The following is a 25,501-nucleotide window of genomic DNA, read 5'->3' as shown; positions in this document are numbered from 1 at the left end:
CAGACAGGGTAAAGACCCGGACGTCAGCAAGGTTGTGGAGGATAAGATGAGCAGAATTATAATAAAAAATGCGGTAAAGAAATATGGTGAGAACACCGTGATTCCCGATTTGAGCGCCGAAATAGAGGACGGAGAGTTATTTACCCTCCTGGGACCTTCTGGCTGCGGAAAGACAACATTGCTGCGGATGATTGCAGGATTCAATTCCATTGAGGGCGGAGATTTTTACTTTAATGAGACCCGGATCAATGATATGGATCCCAGTAAGAGAAATATTGGCATGGTTTTCCAAAACTATGCCATATTTCCCAATCTGTCCGTGCGGAACAATGTTGCCTTTGGCTTGAAAAACCGAAAAATCGAGAAAGAAAAGATTAAGACAGAAACGGACAAATATTTAAATCTGATGCAGATTATGGAGTATGCGGAGCGGATGCCAAGCCAGCTGTCCGGCGGACAGCAGCAGCGTATCGCCCTGGCAAGAGCCCTGGTGATTACCCCGGATGTGCTTCTGATGGATGAGCCTTTGTCCAACCTGGATGCAAAGCTCCGCATGGAGATGCGGACGGTAATCCGTCATACACAGAAAAGCGTGGGAATTACCACTGTGTATGTGACCCATGACCAGGAGGAGGCCATGGCCATCAGTGACCGGATTGCCGTAATGAAGGACGGCGTGATTCAGCACATTGGAAAGCCCAAGGACATCTACCAGAGACCGAAGAATGTGTTCGTAGCCACCTTTATCGGGCGCACCAATATGGTTCCGGCGAGAATTGAGAAGGGCGGGCTGGTATTTGCAGACGGATACCGGGAGCAGATTGACGCTCTGAAAAGGGCAGAGGATCAGGAGGTACTCTGTTCCATCCGGCCGGAGGAATTTGTCATCTGCAAGGAAGGCAGAGACGGAATCAAGGGAACGGTGAAGGAGTTCGTCTACCTGGGCCTTAACACCCACTATTACATTGATACGGATGCCGGGGAGACTGTGGAGATCATCGAGGAATCGTCCCTTAAGGAGGAGCTGAAGGAAGGACAGTCTGTTCTTCTGAAGGTAAAGAAGGAAAAGATCAACGTGTTTAATCATACGGGGGAGCGAAACCTGGTAAGGAGCGAGGCCTATGAAAAACAATAATAAATTCCGTCTGGACGTATGGGGCTTTATCACGCTGTTTGTGATACTCCTGTATGTGCTGTTTCTCCTCTATCCCATGGGGTATCTCATCCGCCAGTCTGTGTTCGACGCAGAGACGGGGAAGCTGACCCTGGCTAACTTTGCGAAATTCTTTTCCAAAAGCTATTATTTTAACACGCTCTTTAACAGCTTTAAGATTTCCATTGCGGCCACGGTTCTGTCTCTTTTGATTGGAACGCCCCTTGCGTATCTCTTTGCCGTATACAAGATTCGGGGAAAAGCTTTTTTGAGCATTCTAATTGTGGTGGCTTCCATGTCGGCGCCTTTTATCGGGGCCTACTCCTGGATTCTGCTTCTTGGAAGGAGCGGCGTGATTACCACCTTCTTTAAAAATATGGGGATTGCCCTGCCGGATATCTACGGATTTGGAGGAATTGTCCTGGTTATGACCCTGCAGCTCTTTCCGCTGGTGTTCCTCTATGCAAGGGGAGCGCTGAAAAACATCGACAATTCCCTGATTGAGGCGGCGGGAAACCTGGGCTGTTCCGGCGTGAAATGCTTTGTGAAGGTGGTTGTTCCGCTGATTATGCCAACCCTTTTGGCGGCGGGCCTTCTGGTATTTATGCGTTCCTTTGCGGATTTCGGAACGCCGATGCTGATTGGAGAGGGGTATCGTACCTTCCCGGTTGTGCTTTACAATGAGTTTATCAATGAGGTAGGGGGAAATGACGGCTTTGCGGCTGCCATTGCTGTGATTGCCATTGTGATTACGACGGTGGTATTTCTCATCCAGAAGTATGTTTCCAACCGGAAATCCTTCTCTTTGAATGCGCTGCATCCCATGGAGGTACGGGAGGCCAAGGGGGCTGTCCGGTGGATGGTACATCTTTTTTCCTATCTGGTGATTGGGGTTGCCGTGCTGCCCCAGTGCTATGTGATCTACACTTCCTTTAAAAATACGGAAGGAAAGATTTTTGTGGACGGCTATTCCTTAAGTAGCTATGCTACGGCTTTTGGAAAGCTGGGAAAGAGCATTCAGAATACGATTATTATTCCAATCCTGGCTCTGGTGGTGATTATACTGCTGGCGATTCTCATTGCCTATCTGGTGGTGCGCAGAAGGAATTTCCTCACGAATATCACGGATATTCTGTCTATGATTCCTTACATTGTGCCGGGAACGGTTCTTGGTATTGCCCTTCTGGTGGGCTTTAATAAGCCGCCCCTTCTTATCAGCGGCACGATGCTGATTATGGTAGTGGCGCTGGTGATTCGAAGACTGCCTTATACGATTCGTTCTTCTGTGGCGATTCTGCAGCAGATTCCGATGAGCATCGAGGAGGCTGCCATTTCCCTGGGAGCGACGAAGATGAAGGCGTTTTTCCGCATTACGGTTCCTATGATGCAGGCTGGAATTGTGTCGGGGGCGATTTTGAGCTGGGTGACGATGATCAGTGAGCTCTCTACGGCCATTATCCTGTATACAGGCCGGACGAAGACCTTGACGGTGGCTATCTATACGGAGGTTATCCGGGGCAATTACGGGACGGCTGCGGCTTTGTCTACCATACTGACCCTGCTGACAGTGGCGTCGCTGCTGTTGTTTAACAAGATGAATGGGGGGAAGGAGCTAAGCCTGTAGGGCGCCTGTGGCGGACAGAGATAGATGATAAAAAGAAACCGGTGGCAAAGGCTGTAACGGCTGGTCTTGCCACTGGTTTTTTTGTGATTAGCGGTCTGGGAAATGGATTTGCCTCTGCAAATGAATATTCTTGTGCGATGAAATTGCACTTCCGGAAATCTGGAAATCAGATGTCCGGGAAGTGGAAATCATCTTATGCGAGTTTACTCGCGTAATGTTTTGTCTAATCCATAGACCTCACGCATTGAGATGTCATGCTTGGCATCTATGCTTGTGATATTAATGCGATAACTGTCATGGGCAATGCGGTCAATGATTGCATCTGCCAGAGGACTGTCATCACCGCCGAGCTGGTCATACCACTCCTCGAATTCATACTGAGAGCAGAAAATCGTTGAAGATTTCTTGCGTCTCCGGTGGAGCAGTTCGAAGATTTCCCTTTGTTCTGAATCCGTTGGTTTCAATAGAAGCCATTCATCCAGAATCAGGACAACTGGATTGGCGTACTTAGCCATGACTTTTTTGTAGTTGCCATCTGTCCGTGCGATCTCCAAGTCAATAAGTAAATCAGGAAGGCGGACATACTTGGTATTGTAATACTGCTTACAAGCCTCCATACCAAAGGCACAGGCCATGTAAGTTTTACCACAGCCTGTAGCACCGGTAATAAAAAGATTCCGGTGTTCGGATATATATTCGCAAGTTGCAAGTCTGCGAATCAGTTCCTTGTTCAACTTGCGTCCGGAAGTGTAGTTGATATCCATGATATTTGCTTCCGTCTGGTCGAATCCAGCATTCTTAATCAGTCTTTTAAGACGATTATTTTTACGACTGCTGAATTCGATATCCACCAGCATACCGAACCTATCCTCAAATGGAATCTCCTTGCATTTTGGATCATCCAGCTGGTTACGGAATGCATCTGCCATAGCTGTAAGACGCATTTCAATTAATTTATTAATCGTACTCTGATTGGTCATATGTGTATTTACCTCCGATAGTAGTCGGCACCTCTTGTGATGCCGTGTGCTTTCTGTGTGGTCCTGGTATTGGTTGTTTCCAATGCCAGCTTGTCAGAACCGGTTACAAGGATGTTTTTAATACTCTTGTAACTTGGCGATGCTGTATAGGATAAAGCTTTCTTACAGGCAGCTTCCAGCAATGCATCCGAGTATTTCTCTGCAAGTTTTAGAAGCCCCATACAACTTCGGTAGGTCTGTTGCTCCACGCCTTTGGAGGTTAATATCGCATTGACTGCAGTGTACGTATTTATACCAATCCGCTCAGCCCACTTACGGAAACGGTCGCCGTTCCATTCTAGATATTTCTGATGGTCTTCCGGCATATGCTCTGTAATGGTGCTGTACTGCCCGGGACGCCCTTTCAGACGGCGATGGGAAGCAATGCGGTTATGGTTATAGAAAATCTCAATAGTGGTATCTGTTACCTTTACATCAACTTTCTTTTTGATGTATTCATACGGAACTGAGTATAGCATTCCGTCCACGGATATGTGATAATTGAACTGGACGGTGGCTGTCTTCCAGTCACTCAGTTCAAAACGGGTAGCAGGTAATGGTGCCAGCAATGGTTTTTCTTCCCCAAGAAATAAGCTTTGCCGACTACCCTCTTTCTTCTGAAAGAGCCTTTGGTTGAACAGTTCTAGCTTATTCCTAATTGCACGGTTTAATTCGGCAAGGGAGAAGAACTGTTCATCCCGAAGTGCTGCTGTAATCCAGGTAGATATGTTTCCTACCGTTCCTTCAGCATTCGGCTTATCCTTGGGAGCCCTGACACGCGCCGGAATAATAGCGGTGCCATAGTGTTCAGCCATTTCCTGATAGGCTTCATTAATCTGCTGGTCTTTAAATCCACCATTATGAATAACTGCGGTTTTACAGTTATCCGGTACGAGAATCCTGGCAACACCGCCAAAATATTCGTACATGTGGATATGAGCATTAATCCATGATTTCTGTTTCATATCCAAAAAGGCTTCAACATAAGCATACTGGCTGTAGGTCATGACGCCCACAAAGATATATGCTTTGATGATTTCCCCCGTATCCGGGTCAATGATTGTTGCAGGATTCCCTGCCCAGTCTACTTCAACCTGTTCGCCGGGTTTGCGATTGATATGCATGGTAGCACGTCGTTTCTGCTCATCCTGTTGGATGTGATAGCAGAATTGGGAGTACATGAGCGGTTCCTCGCCGTTAGCACGGCAGTCCTCCATGTATTCTGTCCACAAGAGTTTTTTGCTGACTCCGTTGCGGATCATCTCCTTGTGGATGTAAGCGTAGTCAGGCATACGCTTGTTAGGTGATACCTTGTTCTCCTTGGAGAACATGAGCCTTTGAAGCTCTGTGTCAGTCATTGCTTCATCAAGTGGCCATGAAAGTGATAATTCTCTGGCACGTTTCTGAACTTTGACGACCGTTTTTTGCGCAACACCACAGCTTGCCATGATGTTACGTTGTGAGAATCCCAGGCCGGTAAGGCGAATGATTTCTCTGTACTTGGTCATAAGCGCGACCTCCTTATAATGAATTTACACCAACAGATGTATAACCTCATTATAAGGACTTTATAGATAAAGCGATTTCCTTTTTAGCGGAAACGCGATTTCCAGCAAAACGGATTCGTGATTTCCATACACCGGACAGGTGATGGATTTCGCTCCGGATTATTCAGCAAAAGAGACAGAAATCGGAGTGGCATGTGAGAGAAGGAATAAAATTTAAAGCTCATATGTTTTAGTATAACGTAAATTAACAAAATTTTTAAGTCTTTTATTTTAGGAAATATATAATATAATGTTAATATAAGGATAAAGAGTGGGCGTGATTGAAATGTGGAGGCAGCGTTTCAGTATCATATGGTTTGATCCGGTTAGGCCATAAATTGGAAAATGAAGGGGGAAAATGAGTATGAAAAAAATATTTTGGACGCAGCTTAACCCTCTGGAAAGATTAGATAGATATATTCATACCCTTTGGCTTTTGGTTTTGGCAGTTATGGTTTTGTTCCTGCGTGTGGAATTTATGTTGGCGTTGTTTCTGTCAGGAGTGCTTATATTTACAGCATATTTAGAATATAAATCGATAAAAAAGAAGGCTCTTGAGTTTGAAAAACAGAATAAGGATTGATTTTGACAGGCTTTTGGGAATGCTCTCAAAAGCCTGTATATGGATTTTGCAGCGGATTTTCTTTATGAGAAAGAAGCAGGAAGCAGATGAAAATGCTTCAATGCATTGGCGATTCCGTCGTCGTCTATGTCTGTGGTGACGTAGCCGGCGGCTTCCTTTGCTTTTTGGAAACCATTTCCCATGGCTACGCCGATCTGGGCGAATTCCAGCATGTCGGCATCATTGTCACCGTCGCCGAAGGCCATAATGCTGTCCGGACTTAGGCAGTAATGCTCTAAAAGCTTCTGGATGCCGACCGTCTTTCCGCCGTCTGCCGAGATAATATCAATTGCTCCGTCATCCCAGCTGGTATATTTACAGTTTGTAAGAGGGGAGAGAAGTTCTTTTGCGGCCTCTTCACAGAGAAAACCGGAAACCTGGTAGAGTTCTCCTCCCTGGTAGGCCTCCACAGGCGGCGAGAAGGAGGAGAGGCGTTTTAGGGCATCCCCAGAGGCCTGGCTGGTAAAATTGATATAGCGGCGGTTTTCCTCCATTAAGGTAAGAGGAACTGTTTTCTTGTTAAAAAAGGCTGCAATTTTTTCCGTATCCTCCCGGCAGATGGGATTTTTGTAAAAAATCCGCTTCTCACGGTCGAGGCAGATCTGCCCGGTGAGAGAGACATAACCGTCAAAGGGGATCTGGTTTCCCAGAAGATGCTCAATCATAATCATATGCCTTCCGGTGGATAGAAACAAAAGAACGCCTTGCTTCCTAAGTGCCTCTAAAGCCCATAAGGCGCTTTCCGGAATCCGGTGGTCTCTGTGGGAATATAAGGTTCCGTCAATATCGAAAAAGATAGCTTTTATCATGGAATTACCTCTCTTGATTTTGATAGGCGGACGCCGCCGGAAAAGAACGGCTGAGCTTTTTACTGGGTAATCTAATGATGACATAAAAGGGGTAAAAAATCAATAACATGTACCTTTATTTCTTTTCCGGCAGGGGTCTTGTCAAACTTCTCAAAAAGAGTTATACTGTTACCAGTCTAAGGGACACACCAGGCAGGGAGGTTTTGCAATGATTGAGGCAACCAGTTGTGGCGGTGTGGTGATATTTCGGGGGAAGATACTGCTTTTGTACAAGAATTATAAGAATCGGTACGAGGGCTGGGTACTTCCTAAAGGAACTGTAGAACCGGGAGAGGAATTCAAGGATACGGCGGTTCGGGAGGTGCGTGAGGAGACGGGTGTAGTGGCTTCCATTATTAAGTACATCGGAAAAAGCCAGTATTCTTTTTCAGTGCCGGAGGATACGGTGGAGAAGGATGTCCACTGGTATCTGATGATGGCGGATAATTATTACAGTAAACCACAGCGCGAAGAGTATTTTGTAGATTCGGGTTATTATAAGTTCCACGAGGCGTACCATCTGCTGAAATTTTCCAACGAGAAGCAGATATTGGAGCGCGCTTATAATGAGTATCTGGATTTGAAGAAGAGTAATCTTTGGGGAAATAAAAAGTATTTTTAAGGGAATGCCGCAAAATAAATCCTGTTTTTTCCTTTTGCGGTGTTCCTTTCGTGCTATTTTGGGAAATAATTTCTGGAAGGGCGGGGTCTTTTTGCATACCGGCCCAAAATCCCGGGAATCCGACAGGGAAAGGCGGCTATCTATATGAGATGGGCGAAGGAACTCTACTTAAGTGAAAAGACAGCCGGAAAAAAGGACAAGATTATCCGCAAGGCGGAGAGAGGGATTGGAATGGTCAGTATTTATTTTATTTCTCTGGCCTCCAACGAACAGAATCTCTTTGATATTTTTCATGCGGCTCATCTGAAGCAGCCGGGCTTTTACAGCCAGGATCCCTTTGTTGTGGGAATTGCCTCCGGCTATGAGGAGGCATTGGAAATGACGCAGCGGATGGTGGAGGATATTTACCGGGAAACAGGCGGCTTTGGGGTAAGGGAATATTTTGGGGAAGCGCTGCTTTTAGAGAGCGAAAAAGATCTGAAGTAAACGAAGAAATCAAAAACGGGAGAATTGGATGCTGCATGTATTTCTACTTATTTTGAAAATAATTGGTATCATTCTGGCAGCTCTTCTTGGGCTGTTGCTTCTGATCCTGCTTGTGCTGCTCTTTGTGCCGATTCGTTACCGGGGGCGGCTTCGCAGGGAGGGGGATTTTGAGGCGGCAGCCAAGGTGACGTGGCTGCTGCATATGGTAAGCGTCCCTTTAAGCTTCCGGGAAGGCGTTTTTACCGGGAAAATCAAGGTTTTCGGAATTACCGTTAAAAATTTTGCGGAGGATGAGGAGGAGCTTAAGGAGACGGCAGAGGAGCTGTTCCAGGATACGGAAGAGGCGGCTGTGGAAGGCGGGAAGCAGATTCTAAAGGCGGAAGAAGAGGAGACGGCTGACAAAGAAGAGACAAAGAAGAGTTCCAGTGAGCAGAACGGGAAAGACGAAATGTGTCTTCCGATGAGGAAAGAGGATACGGACAGGCTGCGGGAGGATAAGAAGCCTCCGGACAGCGCCAGGAAGCGTGACAGCCTGGCAGTGCGTATCTGGAAGAAAATAAAAGCCTTTTTTCTTAAGATTTTCGGAATCTGGGAAAAAATTAGAAATCTCAAATATACATTCCGGCGTTTTTGTGTTAAAATAAGGAAAGGCGTTCAGAAATACCGGGATACAAAGGAATTTCTAATGGATGAGCGGACAAAGAAGGCTTTTTCCCACTGTATGGAGGAGGGAAAGCTTCTTCTTGCCAGGCTGCTTCCGAAAAAGATACAAGGAGAGCTTCGTTTCGGTATGGAGGATCCGGCTCTGACAGGAGAGATTCTGGGCGGTATCAGTATATTCTATCCGGTTTTTAAGGATAATGTTAAGGTATACCCGGATTTCGAACAGAGTATTCTGGAGGGAGAGCTTTTTGTAAAGGGAGGCTTCCGTCTGGTGACAGCGGCCTTGATTCTGTGGAGGCTCTGGAGAGATAAAAATGTACTCTACGTATATCACAAGCTCCGCGGCAGGGAATGACAGGAGGATTGTGAGGGAGACTGTAAAACTTATTATAGTAATATCCTTTCTGGTGCACAGATCGATTAACAGGCCTGCGATTCTGGTCTGGAACTTGATTTAGAGGAAGGTGTATGGGAAAGAGTATTACGGAACTATATCAGGAGGACTTACCATGAATAATAATTTTGATACAACCGTACAATCTCTGTTCAAAGGAATGGACAGCTTCATTACTACAAAGACGGTGGTGGGCGATGCCGTAACAGTCGGCGATACTATCATTCTTCCTTTGGTTGATGTATCCTTCGGTGTAGGCGCCGGGGCCTTTGCAGGAGATAAGATGCAGAATGCGGGGGGAGGTATGGGCGCAAAGATTTCTCCCAGCGCAATTCTTGTGATCTCCGGCGGCGTGACCAAGCTTGTGAATGTGAAGAACCAGGATACGGTGACGAAGATTCTGGATATGGTTCCGGATTTTGTGAATAAGTTTACCAGCGGCAAGAAGGAGAACAGTCCTGTGGCCGACGCGATTCAGGATGCTGTGGATGTGATTGAGAAGGAAGAGGCGGATGCGTAGGAAGCGGCAGGGAAGTCCGCATATCTTAAAGGAGAAATATGGAAAGGGTTCGGCAGGTATCTGCCGGACCTTTTTCTGCATATAATAGAGTGAGAACTTTTTTGTGTCAGGAGCCGTTATGAAACAATTGCTTGGATTTGTCATGTTCTGGATCGGAGTGGGGATACTGACTACCTTTTTTATGCCCGTGCAGGGATGGTTTGTGCGTGCTCTGGCGGCTTTTTCGCTGATGCTGGTGGGATATAATCTTTTTTCCTCAGATGGGAAATGCGGAAGATAGAAGTGTTACGTTTTATTTCTTAAGAAAAATTAAATATTTGTAACAAATACTTTCCTTTTATGTAAGAATATTGTAAAATGTGTAGGATGTACGCTGCGGCGCTAAGAATGCTGCGGCAGAAGTAAGATGTACGCTGCGGCCTTGAGAGTGCCGCGGCAGAAGATACAAAAGGCTGGGGGTTCAGAAGAATGTCTGTGACAATGTTGAAGCGCATTGCTCTCTTGGCAATGGCAGTGAATTATATCGGAGCGTTTATACCGGGGATGCCCATCTGGTTTCAGTGGATTGGACGGCTGGCAGCGCCCTTGTTTTTTTATGGAATGGCCTGGAGTCTCGATAAGACACACGACAAAAGGCAGTATTTTAAACGCCTCTATATGTGCAGTGTATTGATGGCTTTGGTTAATCTGCTTCTATCCTTTGCTGTCCAGAAAACGGGATTGACGACGGCAGTTACCAACAATATTTTTGCCACTCTTTTTGCGGGGGCGCTTTTTATAGAGGTGCTGGAGTACGGGCGGAAGCATCCGAAGAAGCGGCTGCGGCTGTGGCTTATTTACGGGGGCTGGCAGATTGCATTTGCACTGATTTGGGCGGCTCTTTATGAGCTTGCGGAGGTTCCTTATGCGATTCTGAGTCTGTTTTCTTCTCTGGGCGGCAGTGCGCTGATGTGCGAGGGAGCCTTCCTGTATGTTCTGATGGGAGCGCTTTTTTACTACACCAAGGAGGAGAAGGGGAAGCTTACCGCCGGGTATCTGCTCCTTTGCCTGGTATTCTTCCTGAATGCAGCTTTTGGAATCTGGGGAAAGTTCTTTATGCTGATTGGCAATGACGTGCTGGTGGCTTTTATGGAGATCACCACGGGGCTTGTGCTCTGGGGAGCTTCCTTCCGGCCGATCCTGGATGTGACCCATATGCTGAATAATGATTTTCAGTGGATGATGGTTATTGCCCTGCCGCTGCTTTTGGCCTGCAACGGGAAACGGGGGCAGTGTAAAAAGTATTTTTACTACATTTTCTATCCGGCCCATGTATATCTATTGTGGTTTTTAGGAGTTGTGATATTGAAGTAGCGCTTAGGCGCTGCTGTCAGATTTTTATTTTCCATGTCTTTTTTCGTCAGAGGGGCTGTCTTATTTTGCGACAGCCCCTTTTTCCAGCAGCCATTCCAATTCAACATTTAATACCTTGGCGAAGGCCAAAAGCTCATAGTCGGCGACAAAACGGACGCCGTTTTCAATTCGGCTGATACTGTCGCGTTCCAGGAGAATTCCTTCTAACTGCATTCTGGCGGCCAGCTCTGTCTGGGAGATCCGCCGGATCACCCGGGCTTCCCGGATGTTGGTTCCACAGACATTCTTTTTTCCTTCATAATCATAGATTTTCATACTTCATTTCCTCTTTTGTGTTAATGTTCAGCATTTTTCTTGACATTAGCACATAAAGTGCGATAAAGTGTGTTAAAGATCAGCAGAATTTGATTTAGGGGAGGATGCCATGTACAAAGCAATTATAGCGGATGATGAGATTCATATTTGTATGCTGCTAAAGAAGCTGGTTGACTGGGAAAGCATGGGGATTGAGATCATCGGGCAGTACATGGACGGAGCGGCGGCTCTGGAGGCTGTTCGAACCTGCCGTCCGGATATTGTGATTACCGATATCCGAATGCCGAAGATTTCAGGTCTGGATATTGTAAAAACCTGTAATGCTGAGAAGATCAAATGCATTTTTCTGCTTCTGAGCGGACATGCTGAATTTGAGTATGCCCATATGGCGCTGAAATATAATGTGGAAAATTATCTTTTAAAGCCGGTAAATAAGGAGGAGCTGGAAAATAATCTGAGGCAGATTGTTACCCGTCTGGATCACGAGACAAAGGACAGGGAGGCACAGAAAAAGACGGAACATAAGCTGCGCATGAATAAGGAGCTCCTTAAGCAGCAGTTTCTAAGCAATGTGCTGTTGGTTCCGGGATGGCTAAGGAACCAGGATACAGCTCAAGTGATGAACAGCTATTCCCTGGACTTTCAGGAAGACGGTCTGTTTCGTGTGATTGCAGTGAAGTGTATCGGCAAGGGAGAGTTCAGCGGCAGCCAGTATCAGCGCCTTTTAAAGCAGGTTGTGAATTATTCGGAAAAATCCTTCAGCAAGCTGTTTTCCGGCATTGTTATCACGGACATAGAGTCCAGAATCTATCTTCTGGTTCAGTATTCAGAGGAGATTGATTTTTATGCGGTAGTGCAGACCTTTTTTGAAGAGCTGAAAATGCGTTTTTTTGAATATTGTGATATATCCGTAGGAATTTCACAGGAGATCAAAGGAATCGCCTGTCTCTTTTACGACATTCGCAGGCAGGCGGACATGGCAGTACAATACCGGCTGAATGGCGGCGTAAATAGGCTCTTTTTCTACGAGAAGCTGCCCTTGTGCAGTGAAAAGCTTCCGGTAGAGCGCATTCTTTCCGAACTGACGGCCTATATGGAGACGATACAACCCCAGAAAGCAGAGGCGCTTTTTGCCGGACTGCTGAAACAGGTATCCGGATCCGATCTTGATCTGGAAAGCCTTTTTGAACTGGAGAAAAGGATAAAGGAAGAGTTTATCAAGTGTATGCAGAAGCTCTATCAGGGAGAATTTTCAAAAGAAGACGTGGAAAAAGAACTGAATATATATCCACTGTCCGGACGTTTGCGTACAGGTTGTTTCATATTAGCAGATTCAAAGTTTGGTTAGAGCAAACGAAATGTACGCGAACCGTCCGGATACAAGAAATATCCTGGCAAAGGCGATAATTCCGTCTCTGGTTAAAATATGTAAAATACGTGTGAAGGGTATAAAAATTTCAATTTTGGATTGTAAAATTTTGGAATGTATGTTAATATACCTTAACGGAGGTAATCCGCCCGTCCCGAAGGGACATGCATAAATGGAGTATCCGCAGGGCATACATTTGTGGAGAGAAATATTTTCCGGCAGTAATTGTCTTTTGCTGAGTATCTTGTGTCAATATCTCCAGTTCGGAGAAGCTTTCAATAAGCAGGTGTAAGGGTATATAGGGAAAGAACGTATAAAATACGTGTAAAGATCAAGTAAATACCCTGCAGGTATACTTCTATGTGCAAAGAATATGTACAAATTAAGGAAGGAGCAGGTTTATGTCAGATTTAAAACGGTATTTTCCCATGATTCGGGAAAGAAAGGAGGTATTGGCGGATATACATAAAAACGAGAAGCTTTTGGACATGTTCCATTTCTGGACAGAAGAACAGCAAGAAGAATTCTTGAATTTTTGTACGGGAGTAAAAGGCCCAAGAGTGCTTTATGACGCTTTTTTTAAAGAGGTTATGAATCCTGAGAGTGCACCGGAACGCTTAAATGAATTTTTGTCACTTATTCTGGGAACACAGGTGAAAATCCATATGGTGCTTCCCAATGATTCTACCCGTCTTGCTGATGAAAGTTCCCTGTTGATTACAGATATTATAGTGGAACTTAAGGATGGAAGCCTGGCGAATGTAGAAATCCAGAAGATTGGGTATAAATTTCCGGGCCAGCGCAGTGCCTGTTATTCGGCGGATCTTTTGCTGCGCCAGTATAAACGCGTTAGAAGTGAAAAGCGAAAAAAGTTCAGCTACCGCAATATAAAATCTGTTTACAATATTGTATTATTCGAATCCAGTCCCGAAGAATTTCAGAAATTTCCCAATCATTACATACATCGGTCAGAACAGAAGTCAGATACAGGAATCAAGATAGAGCTTCTTCAAAAATACGTGTTTATCCCTATTGACATTTTTAAGAAAACACAGCAAAATAAAAATGTGACAGGGAAATTGAATGCATGGCTTATGTTTTTCAGTGCGGAAGAGCCAGAGGAGATTGTGAAGCTGATTCAAGCTTATCCGCAGTTTAAGCCCATGTATGAAGAGATATATGAGATGTTCCGGAATATGGAGGAGATCATGGGATTTTTTTCAAAAGAACTGCGGGAACTGGATCGGAATACGGTACAGTTGATGATTGATGAGATGCAGGAAGAATTAGAACAGAAGAAAAAGGAAGCAGAGCAGGTAAAACAAAAATTGGAACAGAAAAAGGAGGAAGCTGAGCAGGTAAAACAAGAATTAGAACAACAAAAAATCCGTGCCGGCAAGCTGGAGGAACGTGAGCGTCAAAAATCGATACAGCTCGAAGAAGCTCTGCGCCGGATTGCAGAATTGGAAAAGAGATAGGTTCGGCCTTTTGCAATAGAATCCCATCATACAAATATCGCTATTAATTAAATAAAATTGCTTCAGACAGGCTGCAAAAGCCGTCCCTCAGCTTTTATATTCAGAGAGGCGGTTTTGGTATCCTGTCTTAGTTTTTGGATGAATATAAAAAAATTGCAAAAATATCCCCCAGGGTGGCTTGTGAAGGTTTTAACGGATGTGTATAATCAAGATTATTGAGGAGACAAATATGAAAGCGAGGGAATACACGCCATGAAGAAAAAGTGGATTTTATTGATGACAGCATCAGCAGTGTGCATGAGCCTGTTTACCGGCTGCGGCACAAACAATAAGCCGTCTTTGGAGGAGGCCCAGAGTCAGACGGAACAAGGGACGGAGTCTTCAAAGGCTGGGGATTCGGTGATTGTGGCTATGGGGCCGAGCTCAGAGCCGGAGGCCGGATTTGACCCGGCATACGGGTGGGGAGCGGGAGAACATGTGCATGAGCCCCTGATTCAGAGCACGCTGACGGTTACGAATCCCGATCTCTCCATAGGATATGATCTGGCCACGGATATGCAGGTAAGTGAGGATGGCATGACCTGGACGGTAACCATTCGGGATGATGTAACCTTTACGGACGGAGAGCCTCTGACGGCCTCTGACGTTGCATTTACTTATAATACGGTGAAGGAAGCAAGCTCTGTCAATGATTTTACCATGCTCAAAGAAGCGGCTGCTCTTGACGATACCACGGTGGAGTTCCGCATGTCACAGGCTTATTCCATCTGGCCTTATACCATGGCTATTGTGGGAATTGTACCGGAACACGCCTATGGCCCCGATTACGGCGAGCATCCCATCGGTTCCGGGCGGTATCTGATGAAGCAGTGGGATAAGGGACAGCAGATTATCTTTGAGGCCAATCCGGATTATTACGGAGAAGAGATAAAAATGAAGCAGGTTACGGTTGTTTTTATGGAGGAGGATGCAGCTTTTGCGGCTGCAATGGCAGGCCAGGTAGATCTGGCCTACACAGCGGCAGCTTACTCGGATCAGAGCATCAGCGGCTATGAGCTTCTTTCTTTTGAGTCCGTGGACAACCGCGGATTTAACCTTCCGGCAATACCTGCAGGAACAGATACGGAAGGAAATCCCATAGGAAATGATTTTACCAGCGATCCGGAGGTGCGCAGGGCAATTAACATCGGCCTTAACAGACAGGAAATGCTGGAAAATGTGGTAAACGGCTACGGAACACCGGCCTACAGTGTCTGCGACAAGATGCCCTGGTACAACAGTGCGGCAGAGGTGGAATATAACCTGGAGGAAGCAAAGGCCATTCTGGATAAGGCAGGATGGATGGAGAGCTCTGACGGGATCCGGGAAAAGAACGGGGTACGGGCGGCCTTCAATCTGCTGTATCCGGCCAGTGATTCTCTGCGGCAGGCCCTGGCGGCGGATACTCAGAATCAGCTTAGGACGCTTGGGATAGAAGTAACCATAGAGGGAGTGGGCTGGGATACGGCATATGATCGGGCTCAGGCGGAGCCTCTGATGTGGGGCTGGGGAGCACATTCTCCCATGGAGCTTTATAACATTTATCACACCCTGGAAAACGGACTGGCAGGCTTTTCACCCTACTCCAATGAAACTGTTGACCGGTATATGGATGAGGCTCTGGCCGCCAGCGATCTTGACACATCCTATGAGCTCTGGCAGAAAGCTCAGTGGGACGGAACCACCGGTATCACACAGGAAGGGGATATTCCCTGGATATGGCTTGTAAATATCGACCATCTCTACTGGTCGAGAGACAATCTGCAAGTGGCAGAGCAGAAGCTCCATCCACACGGACACGGCTGGTCGATTGTCAACAATGTAGATCAGTGGACGTGGCAGTAATTGAAACTGGTAAAGATGGTAAAGATGTATGATACAAGTATTGCGGAACTGGAATAGAGGTGGCCAAGTGAAACATCATTTTATATTTATAACAAAACAGGCAGTCCGCATGCTCTTACTTCTTATATGCGTCAGCATTGCGGCATTTTTTCTGGTGTCCCTATCCCCGGTAGATCCCTTGCAGGCCAATGTAGGGCAGACGGCCTTAGGAAGCATGAGTCAGGAACAGATTGCAAAGCTTAACGCCTACTGGGGCGTAGGACAGCCTCCCGTGGAGCGGTTCCTGGCCTGGGCTTCAGACTTTTTCCGGGGAGATATGGGGATTTCCCTGTTATACCGGAGGCCGGTGGCAGAAGTGATTGCGGTGAAATTTGCCAATTCCATCTGGCTTCTTGCCATTGCCTGGGTGATTTCCGGTGTTATGGGCTTCTGTCTGGGAGCTCTGGCAGGGATGAAGCAGGGAACCTGGGTGGATAAGATTATCAAGGGCTATTCCCTGGTGATTGCCAGTACGCCTGCTTTCTGGCTGGCTCTGGTGCTCCTTATGGTGTTTGCAGTGTGGCTTAAGGTACTGCCTGTGGGCTTAAGCGTACCCATTGGCATGGAGGCCGCAGGAGTGACTCTGGCAGACCGTATCCGCCATGCCATCCTTCCGGCGCTGACCCTCAGCATTACGGGCGTTTCCAATATAACCCTCCACACCAGAGAAAAAATGATTGATATTATGGAAAGTGATTACGTACTCTTTGCAAGGGCAAGAGGGGAAAACGGATGGAGCATTTTTAAAAATCATAGTTTTCGCAACGTGATTCTTCCGGCGCTGACCCTGCAGTTTGCCTCTATCAGTGAGATTTTCGGCGGCTCCGTTCTTGTGGAGGAGATTTTTTCTTATCCCGGGCTTGGACAGGCTGCGGTGACGGCAGGAATCGGAAGCGATGTGCCTCTGCTTCTTGGGATTACGGTGATTAGTGCGGCAATTGTATTTGGCGGCAATCTGACAGCGAATATTTTGTATGGAATTGTAGATCCCCGGATTCGCAAGGGAGGTGCCGGACTGTGAGACGTATAAATGGAAGGCAGAGAACCGTTCTTTTATTTGGGGCGGCGGTGCTCTTTCTGGTGCTGATTACCATAGCCGGGCAGGTGCTTTTTAAGGCGGCTGTGGTGACGGATTTTTCCAGAAAGGACAGGCCTCCCTGTCTGGAATATCTGTTTGGGACGGACTGGATGGGACGGGATATGTTTGTGCGGACTCTGACGGGGCTGTCTATGAGCATCCGGATCGGGCTTCTGGCGGCGGGAGTGAGCGCACTTTTGGCTTTGTTTCTTGGTATTGTTTCGGCGACGATGGGGCGGACTGTGGATTCGGCAGTGACCTGGGTGATCGATCTGGTTATGGGAATTCCCCATATTCTGCTGCTGATATTGATTTCCTATGCCTGCGGCAAAGGCTTTAAGGGTGTGGTGATCGGGGTATCCCTGACTCATTGGACTTCACTGGCCAGGCTGATTCGGGGAGAAGTTCTGCAGCTGAAAGAGGCTTATTATATTAAGGCGGCAGGAAAGCTGGGGCTTAGTCCCTGGCAGATTGCCTGGAAGCATATGGTTCCCCATTTGTTTCCGCAGTTTTTGGTGGGATTGATTCTCTTGTTTCCCCATGCCATTCTTCACGAGGCAAGCATAACCTTTCTGGGCTTCGGCCTGTCCCCAGAGCAGCCGGCTATCGGGGTGATCCTTTCAGAGAGTATGCAGTATCTTGCTATGGGAAAATGGTGGCTGGCGCTGTTTCCAGGGCTTTTGCTGGTGCTGACGGTGGCGCTCTTTGATGTGGCAGGAGAGAGTCTGCGGAAGCTTTTGGATCCAGGGAGCGCGCATGTGTAGCGGTACAGACAGCCAGGCCGGCGGCTGGATGGATTTACGGGTATATTTTTAAGAGCTGGAATGCTGCTCGGCATTTGGGAGACATGCAAAGCTGAAATAGAATGAAGTATAAAAGGGACACAACATGAATGAGAAAAAAGTGATACTGGAAATACAAAACCTGTCCATTTCCTTTCAACAGTATGACAAGGGCTTCGGCCGGACAGACCTGGATGTGATCCGGGATCTGAATGTGACAGTCCATGAAGGCGAAATGGTGGCCGTGGTGGGCTCCAGCGGATCCGGAAAAAGCCTGCTGGCTCATGGAATACTGGGGATTCTTCCTTACAATGGGGCAATTGGCGGAACCATCCTTTATGACGGTCAGGAGCTGACCCAGAAGCGTAAGGAAGAGCTTCGGGGAAATGAAATTGTTCTTGTTCCCCAGAGTGTGGCATTTCTGGATCCTTTGATGAAAATCGGCCCCCAGATTCGAAAGGGGAAAAAAGATCCGGAATCAAAGGAAAAACTAAATCGGATTTTTGAGGGGTATCATCTGAAGCAGGAGGTTCAGGAGCTTTATCCTTTTGAGATGTCCGGAGGAATGAACCGGCGTGTCTTGGTCTCCACGGCGATGATGGGGAATCCCCGTCTGGTGATTGCAGACGAGCCTACGCCGGGGCTTCATATGAAAATGGTCCGCCGGGTGATGAGCCATTTCCGGGAGCTGGCGGATCAAGGGGCCGGTGTGCTGCTGATTACCCATGATCTGGAGCAGGCTCTGGAGGTGGCTGACCGGGTGGTGGTATTCTATGCCGGAACTACCGTGGAGGATGCGGATGTAAAGGATTTTGCCAGGGAGGAGACCCTGCGGCATCCCTATTCCAAGGCCCTCTGGAGAGCCCTTCCCCAGAATGGATTTCAGTTTATCAGTGGGACACAGCCCTATGTAAAGGAGCTTCCCCAGGGATGCCCCTTCGGGCCTCGGTGCGGGCTTTTTTGCGAGAAATGTAAAGGCGAGATTCCCTACCGGGAGGTACGCGGCGGAAAAGTCCGGTGCCTGCGCGGGGAATAAGGCTTCAGCGGACTGCTCTAGGGCATAAAATGCTTAACAGCAGACTGGAGAGCTATAAATGGAGGCAGAAATGGTACTGGAAGCAAAACATATTTCCTTCCGTTACGGAACGGACAGCAGACAGATTTTAGATGATTTCAGCTTGAAGCTGACCCAGGAGGAACGGGTGGGGCTGATTGCCCCCAGCGGCTTTGGCAAGACAACCTTCTGCAAGATTGTGGCCGGCTATGAGAAGCCGGATAAGGGTGAGGTTCTTCTGGACGGGCGTCCCTTGTCTGCATATAAGGGTTACTGTCCGGTACAGATGATCTGGCAGCATCCGGAGCAGGTGGTGAATCCAAGACTTCGCATGAAGGAGGTTCTGGCAGAAGGCGATCATCTGGAGCAGCGCATCGTGGAGGGCCTGGGCATTGAACCAGACTGGCTGAACCGCTATCCGGCAGAGCTGTCCGGCGGTGAGCTTCAGAGGTTCTGCATTGCAAGAGCCCTGGGAGAGCGGACACAGTTCATATTGGCAGATGAGATCAGTACCATGCTGGATCTCATTACCCAGAGCCAGATCTGGAGCTTTCTGGTTCGGGAGGCGGAGGAGCGGAGCATCGGTCTTCTGGCGGTGAGCCACAGCACGCCGCTTCTTTGGCAGGTGTGCACACGGGTAGAAGATTTGGAGAAAAACGGCGATACATGAATGGTAAAAAAAGGCTTTTTTTACATTTGTATTTGCGGTATACTATGAGAGAAGGTATCAAAAAGAAGCGTATTCCTTCTGACTGACGCATAAAACAGTTAAGGGGAATACCTTTAAAAAAGTATATACCACGGTACACAAAAACCATGTGCAAATTAAGGAAATACCCTACGGGCAAGGTGAATTTGCCTGGAAGGCAAAGAGAAGGTGCCCTGGGGCATATACCTGTATGCACAAAAAGATGTGCAGATCAAGGAAAGGAGAACGATTATGGCGCCGATTGAGATAACAGAGCAGAATTTTGAACAGGAGGTATTGAAGTCCGACATCCCTGTATTGGTAGATTTCTGGGCAGCCTGGTGCGGCCCCTGCCGGATGCAGGCTCCCATTGTAGATGAACTGGCAAAGGAGGTCAGCAGCGTAAAGTTTGCCAAGCTGGATGTAGATGCAAACGGCAGACTGGCACAGCAGTACGGAGTGATGAACATTCCTACCCTTCTTTTGTTCAAAGACGGCAAAATGGCCGGAAGCGCCGTCGGCCTGCAGTCCAAAGAGAGCTTAAAGGAGCTTATAGGGGTGTAAACGGCAATCGGAGGAAAGAGGGGCAGTATCATGTATGACGCAGTTATGATCGGGAGCGGCCCGGCAGGCTTGTCGGCGGCTCTCTATACCAGCAGGGCAAACCTCAGGACCCTTGTGATCGGCAAGGACCGGGGCGCGTTGGAGAAGGCGGATCGAATCGAAAATTATTTTGGCATGGCAGAGCCTGTTTCCGGCTGCGAGCTGGTAGAGAATACAAAAAATCAGGCCAGGAGCCTGGGCGTTGAGCTGGTGGAGGATGAGATCTTCCATATCACCTGGAACGGCCATTTTATCCTGGAAGGAAAAAACGGGACCTACGAGTCGCTGACCGTACTTCTGGCCACAGGAACCGGACGGAAAACCTTGAAAATACAAGGCTTAAAAGAGCTGGAAGGAAGAGGCGTCAGCTACTGCGCCGTCTGTGATGCCTTTTTTTATCGGGGCAAGGAAGTTGCCGTCCTTGGAAATGAGGACTATGCCATTCACGAGATGAGCCAGATTCTTCCGATTGTAAAGTCCGCCGTGCTTTTGACCAACGGCCAGGAATTGAAGACAGAAGTGCCGGAAGGCGTCCAGGTTATCCGGGAGCCTCTGCGTTCTGTGGACGGAACGGAACGGGTAGAGGGCATCACCTTTGAGGACGGAAGCAGGATTGCGGCGGAGGGTCTGTTCGTAGCCTTGGGAAGCGCCGGGGCCATGGAACTGGCAAGAAAAGCCGGAGCCTTCACGGAAGGACAGAATATCAAGGTAAATGAGCGGATGGAAACCAACATTCCGGGCTTGTACGCAGCCGGAGACTGCATCGGCGGACTTCTGCAGATCTCCACTGCCGTAGGGGAAGGCGCCCAGGCCGCCATGTCCATGATTCCCTTTGTCCGCAGGCAGAGGAAGGAAAATGAAGCGCACAGACAGGAGCCGTGAGCCTCGTATTCTATGGAGAAAACCATGAAACAGGATACAGAAAAAAAAGCAATTCTTGTGGTGAGCTTCGGCACAAGCTTTGCTAAAACCAGGGCAAAGACCATTGACCGGATGGAAGCCGATTTTGCAGAAGCATTTCCTGATTACAAGGTATACCGGGCATGGACCAGCAAAAAGATAATCGCAAAGCTTCTGCGCCGCGACGGAATCCGTATTCCTACGGTGAAGGAAGCTGTTGCTCAGATGCTCGCAGACGGTGTCACCCATGTGATCGTCCAGCCTACCCATCTGGTAGATGGGATCGAGAACGAGCAGATGAAGGAAAATGTAGAAAGCTGTGCCCAGTCTTTTTCGTCCCTTGTCTTCGGAGAACCTCTTTTGTCAACTGCAGAGGATCAACGCCAGGCAATTGAAGCCGTAATGGAAGAATTCAAAGATAGGAAGGCAGAGGAGGCACTGGTATTCATGGGACACGGAACCTCTCACCAAGTCAATTCCATCTATGCTGATTTGGACAGTATGCTGAAGGAACTGGGATATTCCCACGCGTTTCTTGGAACCGTGGAGGCTTATCCTTCCCTGGATACCCTGCTTGAGAAAGTAGCGGAATTCCGTCCCGGAAAAGTGCTCCTGGCTCCTTTTATGTTCGTGGCAGGAGATCACGCCATTCACGATATGTCCGGCGAGGGCAGGGATTCCTGGCGCAGGCGTTTCGAGGCAGCAGGCTTTACGGTAGAATGTATAATGAAAGGCCTGGGAGAGTATCCCGGCATACGCAGACTCTACATCGAGCACGCAAGGGCTGCAAAAGCTCTGGGTAAATTTTAGAAAATATAGAAAGAAAACGCAAAAACCATGTGCAAGTTAAGTAGGAAAGGAGAAAATGATATGAGAATCGCAGTTACCTATGAAAATGGAGCAATCTTCCAGCATTTCGGACATACGGAGCAGTTCAAGCTCTACGATATTGAGGACGGAAAAGTTGCTGCAGAAGAGATTGTGGGCACCAACGGCCAGGGCCACGGAGCTTTATCGGGATTTCTTACAGAGGCAGGTGTAGAAATCCTGATCTGCGGCGGAATCGGCGGAGGGGCGCAGATGGCGCTGGCAGAGGCTGGAATCAAGCTGTACGGGGGTGTATCCGGCATGGCAGATGACGCTGTGAAAGCATATCTGGCCGGAAATCTGGATTTTAACCCCAACGTACACTGTGACCATCACAGCCATGACCACGGCCATTCCTGCGGCGGGCATCACTGTGGGGAGAACAAACAGGGCTGTGGAGGGCATGGCGCATGAGAGGAACTTTTATGAGTGCTCTTTCGAATAAAAGTTTCTCTCATAACCGGTGTGTCGAAGCGGCTCTACCTTTGTATTGTGAAGGATATTACGGAACTGGAATAGGAGAATAAAAATGTACAAATTATGGGACGCATTAAAGGAAGCAAAAAAGTATAAATGGGTAGAGCTTTCCCATTCCATGAACAACGACAGCCCCTACTGGTCAGGCATTCCTGACGGAAGCGTGGAGCTGGCCAAAACCTGCTTTGACTGGGGAAATCCCATGCTGGACTGCCTGATTCAGACCTTTAAATTCCCAGGGCAGTTCGGAACCCACATTGATTTCCCGGGGCATTTTGCAAAGGGAGGGGAGCTATCCGAGAAATACGATGTCCATGACCTTATTTTTCCCTTATGCGTTATTGATATAACGGAAAAAGTAAAGCAGGACGATCGGTATGCCGTGACCGTGGAGGACATAAAAGCATACGAAGAAAAATACGGCCCGATTCCGGAAGGCGCGTTCGTAGCCCTTCGCACGGACTGGTCTAAGAAATGGCCGGATATGAATGAGATTTCCGGCATCAAAGAGGACGGAAGCGAAAACTTTCCGGGATGGTCCCTGGAAGCATTGAAATACATTTACGAAGTGCGCAGTGCAGCGGCAAACGGACATGAAACTCTGGATACTGATGCGTCTGCAGTTGCGGAAAAAGCAGGCGATCTCATTGGAGAGCGGTATGTTCTCGATCATGGAAAGCTGCAGGTAGAGCTCTTAAAGAACCTGGAACAGGTTACTCCGGCAGGAGCGGTGGTACTGGTATCCTATCCGCGCATTGAAGGCGCAACCGGACTTCCGGCGAGAGTGTGGGCAGTTACCGAATAGCCCGCCCCTTAACGGACGAAGTTTGTCCATCCTGAAGGGATGTGCCTTAACAGGGTATCTGCAGGGTATAAGTAAATAAATTGTGAACACGCCCCTTTTCTGATAAAATAAAAGAAAAGGGGCGTTGCTATATGAGTCCTCAACAGGCAGTAATGTTGGGGACTCATTTTGTCAAGAACATTTCATTGCATGATTTAGACATTCTGTGACAGTGCGGTTGTTCTTTGGCTATGAAACTGCTATTATAAAGCACACGGAAGAAAGTGGGTGAACAAATGATTAAATTCGCAATTTGCGATGACGAACCGATTATGGTGCATGAAATTTCAAACCGGCTTTCACAATACATGGATGGACGGAAGATTACTCCCTATTCCGTTACCAGCTTTTCAAATGGCTGTGCCCTTTTAGAAAGCGGCTGCAGCTTTGATATAGTTTTTTTGGATATTCAAATGGACAATTTGGATGGAATAGAAACTGCCAAAATATTGCGGCAGCGGAGAAATCGCAGCCTGCTGATTTTTGTGACTGTCTTGAAAGAATATGTGTTCAATGCGTTTGAAGTGGAGGCTTACGATTATTTGCTCAAACCTCTGGACGGCAGCCATTTTGAACGGACTATGGATAGGGCTGTCAGCACCTTGGCGCAAAGGACAGATAAAAGTATTGTCATTTGGCGGGGGAGTTCCTGTGATGTTGTTCCGCTGGCGCAAATCGTGTATTGTGAGGTACAGGGCCGAAAGGTTTATGTCCATCAAAGGGATGGGAAGGTAATCGGCTTCTACGACAGGCTGGAAAATTTTGAACGTCAGATGGACAGCCGTTTTTTCAGATGCCATAGGAGTTATCTTGTTAATCTTGATTATGTTCGAGGATGTGATACTGGACTGGTTACGCTGCCGCTGGGCGCTCAAATACCTGTTTCCAGACTGCGTGAACGAGATTTGACACAGGCCCTCTTACGCTATATGAAAGAGAGGGATAGCTGATATGGATTATTTTAGTATAGGGCTTAATATTTTTTGCCTGATAATCCAAGGCATCATGCACGTTTACTTTTGTGCCAGCCTCACCGGGAAAAAACAGAAGGCGTATCATTTTGCCATATACATTTTTATTTTCTTCATTTTGGACCGGATTGCAAGTGAGTTTTCTTTCCCGTGGATCATAGTGATTGGAATAGAACTGCTTATTTTGTATGGAGTAAACCGTTTTATTCTGGGCAATCGTCCCTCCGCATCCTGGATTGCGGCAATCCTCGCCGCTTACATCTCCCAGTTTTCCTTTGGGCTCATCAACTCGGTGGAGGCGGTGATATTTCCCCATGTGACGAACGCTCTGTTTTTGTATTCAATGGTTACAGCGGCAACAGCGGTCTCCCTGGTCATAAGTATTGCCTGTTATACAAGCGTAGTAAAATCCATATCGCCAGAAGAAATTGGACACATGACAAATATGGGCTGTTTATTGTTCCCAGTTCTGTTTTTCTTTACCGCAGAATTGTATATTATGCAGACCTCATATACACAGATTTACTATGATGTGTTGTCTCCTGCCCTTCTATTAGAACATACTGCGCTTCTGTTTTTGCAAGCCTTAGGGCTGGGAGCTTTACTCTGTACCTTGTATGCCTATCGTCACCTATGCCGCAGTTTACAGACCAAAGCAGAAATGCAGTCTTTGTCTCAAGCAGCCCAGGCACAGAAAATATATATTGCCGAGGCACAAACCCGCTATGAACAGACAAAAGCATTCCGCCACGATATTAAAAATCATCTTTCTGTACTGAGCGCCTTGCTTAACAATAACAAATTGGAAGAGAGCAAAGCCTATCTGCAAAAGCTGGAAACAGTCTCAACCACATTGTCATTTCCTTGTCAGACGGGTAATTCAGTGGTGGACATTTTGCTGGGAGAAAAGTTGAAGATGGCAAAAGCAGATGGGATTGCGGCTGAAGTCTCATTGTTCCTTCCAAACCCTTGCGGAATAGATGATTTTGATTTATGTGTGATTTTTGCCAATGCTTTGGATAACGCAATCCGTGCGTGTCAATCCATTGAGGGAGTGAGGTCAATTCGCATCAGCGGAGAGCGGCAGGGCGACTTCTATATGCTGGCATTTGAAAATACCTGTTCAGATAATCCGCTGCCGCCAACGGGAACCGGCCTTTCCAATATCAAGGCTGTAACAGAGAAATATCACGGTGCGATGCTGACAGAGAAAATTGAACGGCGGTTCTCTTTGAACGTGTTGCTGAACATTTCAATACATCCAGAGAGCATTTCAATACAAAGGCCTTGAAATTCTTTTT

At 47.4% G+C, this 25,501-nt stretch carries 27 protein-coding genes; 23 read left to right on the top strand and 4 right to left on the bottom strand.

Annotated features, from left to right (window positions below; genetic code table 11):
- Positions 1–46 precede the first annotated feature (46 nt).
- On the top strand, positions 47–1,135 hold the full coding sequence (locus VV089_RS12475) for an ABC transporter ATP-binding protein (protein WP_172543700.1): 1,089 nt from the start codon (positions 47–49) through the stop codon (positions 1,133–1,135).
- Positions 1,122–2,777: an ABC transporter permease gene (locus VV089_RS12470; protein ID WP_334336072.1), complete on the top strand. Its 1,656-nt coding sequence runs from the start codon at positions 1,122–1,124 to the stop codon at positions 2,775–2,777. Before VV089_RS12475 ends, VV089_RS12470 begins: the two co-directional genes overlap by 14 nt.
- A 203-nt stretch (positions 2,778–2,980) precedes the next feature.
- Here VV089_RS12470 and istB read toward each other — a convergent pair whose 3' ends face one another.
- Together istB and istA are read right to left on the bottom strand one after the other, a co-directional pair.
- The gene (gene istB, locus VV089_RS12465) at positions 2,981–3,757 is read right to left on the bottom strand and encodes an IS21-like element helper ATPase IstB (protein ID WP_334336071.1); all 777 of its coding nucleotides are present in this window, start codon (positions 3,755–3,757) and stop codon (positions 2,981–2,983) included.
- 8 nt (positions 3,758–3,765) lie between these two features.
- Positions 3,766–5,304: an IS21 family transposase gene (gene istA, locus VV089_RS12460; protein WP_334336070.1), complete on the bottom strand. Its 1,539-nt coding sequence runs from the start codon at positions 5,302–5,304 to the stop codon at positions 3,766–3,768.
- Between the two features lie 403 nt (positions 5,305–5,707).
- Between istA and VV089_RS12455 the strand changes: the two genes are divergently transcribed.
- Positions 5,708–5,926, top strand: a complete 219-nt coding sequence (locus tag VV089_RS12455) for a hypothetical protein (protein ID WP_172542961.1) — start codon at positions 5,708–5,710, stop codon at positions 5,924–5,926.
- Positions 5,927–5,988: 62 nt separating this feature from the next.
- Here the strand turns inward: VV089_RS12455 and VV089_RS12450 are convergent, their stop codons facing one another.
- The gene (locus tag VV089_RS12450; RefSeq protein WP_334336069.1) at positions 5,989–6,774 is read right to left on the bottom strand and encodes a Cof-type HAD-IIB family hydrolase; all 786 of its coding nucleotides are present in this window, start codon (positions 6,772–6,774) and stop codon (positions 5,989–5,991) included.
- A 208-nt stretch (positions 6,775–6,982) separates the two neighbouring features.
- On the opposite strand from VV089_RS12450, the gene VV089_RS12445 reads away from it, so the two are divergent.
- From VV089_RS12445 to VV089_RS12420, 6 genes are all read left to right on the top strand, one after another.
- On the top strand, positions 6,983–7,435 hold the full coding sequence (locus VV089_RS12445) for an NUDIX hydrolase (RefSeq protein WP_172542963.1): 453 nt from the start codon (positions 6,983–6,985) through the stop codon (positions 7,433–7,435).
- 144 nt (positions 7,436–7,579) lie between these two features.
- Positions 7,580–7,921: a hypothetical protein gene (locus VV089_RS12440; protein WP_172542964.1), complete on the top strand. Its 342-nt coding sequence runs from the start codon at positions 7,580–7,582 to the stop codon at positions 7,919–7,921.
- 28 nt (positions 7,922–7,949) lie between these two features.
- A complete protein-coding gene (locus VV089_RS12435; RefSeq protein WP_334336068.1) occupies positions 7,950–8,939 on the top strand; it encodes a DUF2953 domain-containing protein in 990 nt (329 codons plus the stop codon).
- A 154-nt stretch (positions 8,940–9,093) separates the two neighbouring features.
- Entirely contained in the window at positions 9,094–9,498 is a 405-nt protein-coding gene (locus VV089_RS12430; RefSeq protein WP_334336067.1) for a GerW family sporulation protein, read from the top strand.
- A gap of 118 nt (positions 9,499–9,616) precedes the next feature.
- On the top strand, positions 9,617–9,778 hold the full coding sequence (locus tag VV089_RS12425) for a hypothetical protein (RefSeq protein WP_172542967.1): 162 nt from the start codon (positions 9,617–9,619) through the stop codon (positions 9,776–9,778).
- Positions 9,779–9,966: 188 nt separating this feature from the next.
- On the top strand, positions 9,967–10,851 hold the full coding sequence (locus tag VV089_RS12420; RefSeq protein ID WP_172542968.1) for a TraX family protein: 885 nt from the start codon (positions 9,967–9,969) through the stop codon (positions 10,849–10,851).
- Positions 10,852–10,911: 60 nt separating this feature from the next.
- On the opposite strand, the gene VV089_RS12415 is transcribed toward VV089_RS12420, so the two are convergent.
- On the bottom strand, positions 10,912–11,166 hold the full coding sequence (locus VV089_RS12415; RefSeq protein WP_172542969.1) for a helix-turn-helix domain-containing protein: 255 nt from the start codon (positions 11,164–11,166) through the stop codon (positions 10,912–10,914).
- A 109-nt stretch (positions 11,167–11,275) separates the two neighbouring features.
- Here VV089_RS12415 and VV089_RS12410 point away from each other — a divergent pair, with 109 nt between their 5' ends.
- From VV089_RS12410 to VV089_RS12345, 14 genes are all read left to right on the top strand, one after another.
- Positions 11,276–12,514 carry a response regulator gene (locus VV089_RS12410; protein ID WP_334336066.1) on the top strand — a complete coding sequence of 413 codons (1,239 nt, stop codon included), beginning with the start codon at positions 11,276–11,278 and terminating at the stop codon, positions 12,512–12,514.
- A 422-nt stretch (positions 12,515–12,936) separates the two neighbouring features.
- Positions 12,937–14,013, top strand: a complete 1,077-nt coding sequence (locus tag VV089_RS12405) for a PD-(D/E)XK nuclease family transposase (protein WP_334336065.1) — start codon at positions 12,937–12,939, stop codon at positions 14,011–14,013.
- A gap of 252 nt (positions 14,014–14,265) precedes the next feature.
- Positions 14,266–15,897 (top strand): ABC transporter substrate-binding protein, encoded by a 1,632-nt coding sequence (locus tag VV089_RS12400; RefSeq protein ID WP_334336064.1) that lies wholly within the window; start codon positions 14,266–14,268, stop codon positions 15,895–15,897.
- A 109-nt stretch (positions 15,898–16,006) separates the two neighbouring features.
- Positions 16,007–16,957 (top strand): ABC transporter permease, encoded by a 951-nt coding sequence (locus VV089_RS12395; RefSeq protein WP_334336260.1) that lies wholly within the window; start codon positions 16,007–16,009, stop codon positions 16,955–16,957.
- On the top strand, positions 16,954–17,778 hold the full coding sequence (locus VV089_RS12390) for an ABC transporter permease (protein WP_442891530.1): 825 nt from the start codon (positions 16,954–16,956) through the stop codon (positions 17,776–17,778). The genes VV089_RS12395 and VV089_RS12390 overlap by 4 nt, the downstream gene beginning before the upstream one ends.
- 124 nt (positions 17,779–17,902) lie before the next feature.
- Positions 17,903–18,832 carry an ABC transporter ATP-binding protein gene (locus tag VV089_RS12385; protein ID WP_334336063.1) on the top strand — a complete coding sequence of 310 codons (930 nt, stop codon included), beginning with the start codon at positions 17,903–17,905 and terminating at the stop codon, positions 18,830–18,832.
- Between the two features lie 70 nt (positions 18,833–18,902).
- The gene (locus VV089_RS12380; RefSeq protein WP_172540912.1) at positions 18,903–19,520 is read left to right on the top strand and encodes an ABC transporter ATP-binding protein; all 618 of its coding nucleotides are present in this window, start codon (positions 18,903–18,905) and stop codon (positions 19,518–19,520) included.
- A gap of 249 nt (positions 19,521–19,769) precedes the next feature.
- Positions 19,770–20,102 carry a thioredoxin gene (gene trxA / locus VV089_RS12375; protein ID WP_334336258.1) on the top strand — a complete coding sequence of 111 codons (333 nt, stop codon included), beginning with the start codon at positions 19,770–19,772 and terminating at the stop codon, positions 20,100–20,102.
- Between the two features lie 30 nt (positions 20,103–20,132).
- Complete coding sequence (locus VV089_RS12370; RefSeq protein ID WP_334336062.1) at positions 20,133–21,023, top strand: NAD(P)/FAD-dependent oxidoreductase; 891 nt, start codon at positions 20,133–20,135, stop codon at positions 21,021–21,023.
- A 24-nt stretch (positions 21,024–21,047) separates the two neighbouring features.
- Positions 21,048–21,851 (top strand): sirohydrochlorin cobaltochelatase, encoded by an 804-nt coding sequence (locus VV089_RS12365; protein WP_334336061.1) that lies wholly within the window; start codon positions 21,048–21,050, stop codon positions 21,849–21,851.
- Between the two features lie 60 nt (positions 21,852–21,911).
- Positions 21,912–22,322: a NifB/NifX family molybdenum-iron cluster-binding protein gene (locus VV089_RS12360; RefSeq protein ID WP_172540901.1), complete on the top strand. Its 411-nt coding sequence runs from the start codon at positions 21,912–21,914 to the stop codon at positions 22,320–22,322.
- Between the two features lie 115 nt (positions 22,323–22,437).
- Positions 22,438–23,190, top strand: a complete 753-nt coding sequence (locus VV089_RS12355) for a cyclase family protein (protein WP_334336060.1) — start codon at positions 22,438–22,440, stop codon at positions 23,188–23,190.
- A 275-nt stretch (positions 23,191–23,465) separates the two neighbouring features.
- The gene (locus tag VV089_RS12350) at positions 23,466–24,179 is read left to right on the top strand and encodes a LytR/AlgR family response regulator transcription factor (RefSeq protein ID WP_172540899.1); all 714 of its coding nucleotides are present in this window, start codon (positions 23,466–23,468) and stop codon (positions 24,177–24,179) included.
- 1 nt (position 24,180) lies between these two features.
- Positions 24,181–25,491 (top strand): sensor histidine kinase, encoded by a 1,311-nt coding sequence (locus VV089_RS12345; protein ID WP_334336059.1) that lies wholly within the window; start codon positions 24,181–24,183, stop codon positions 25,489–25,491.
- The last annotated feature ends 10 nt before the right edge of the window (positions 25,492–25,501 follow it).

Source organism: Candidatus Merdisoma sp. JLR.KK011 (assembly GCF_036941125.1).
In the GTDB taxonomy this organism is placed as follows: Bacteria; Bacillota; Clostridia; order Lachnospirales; family Lachnospiraceae; genus Laedolimicola.
Note: the sequence above shows the minus strand (reverse complement) of the source record. Positions and strands in the feature narration are given on the sequence as shown.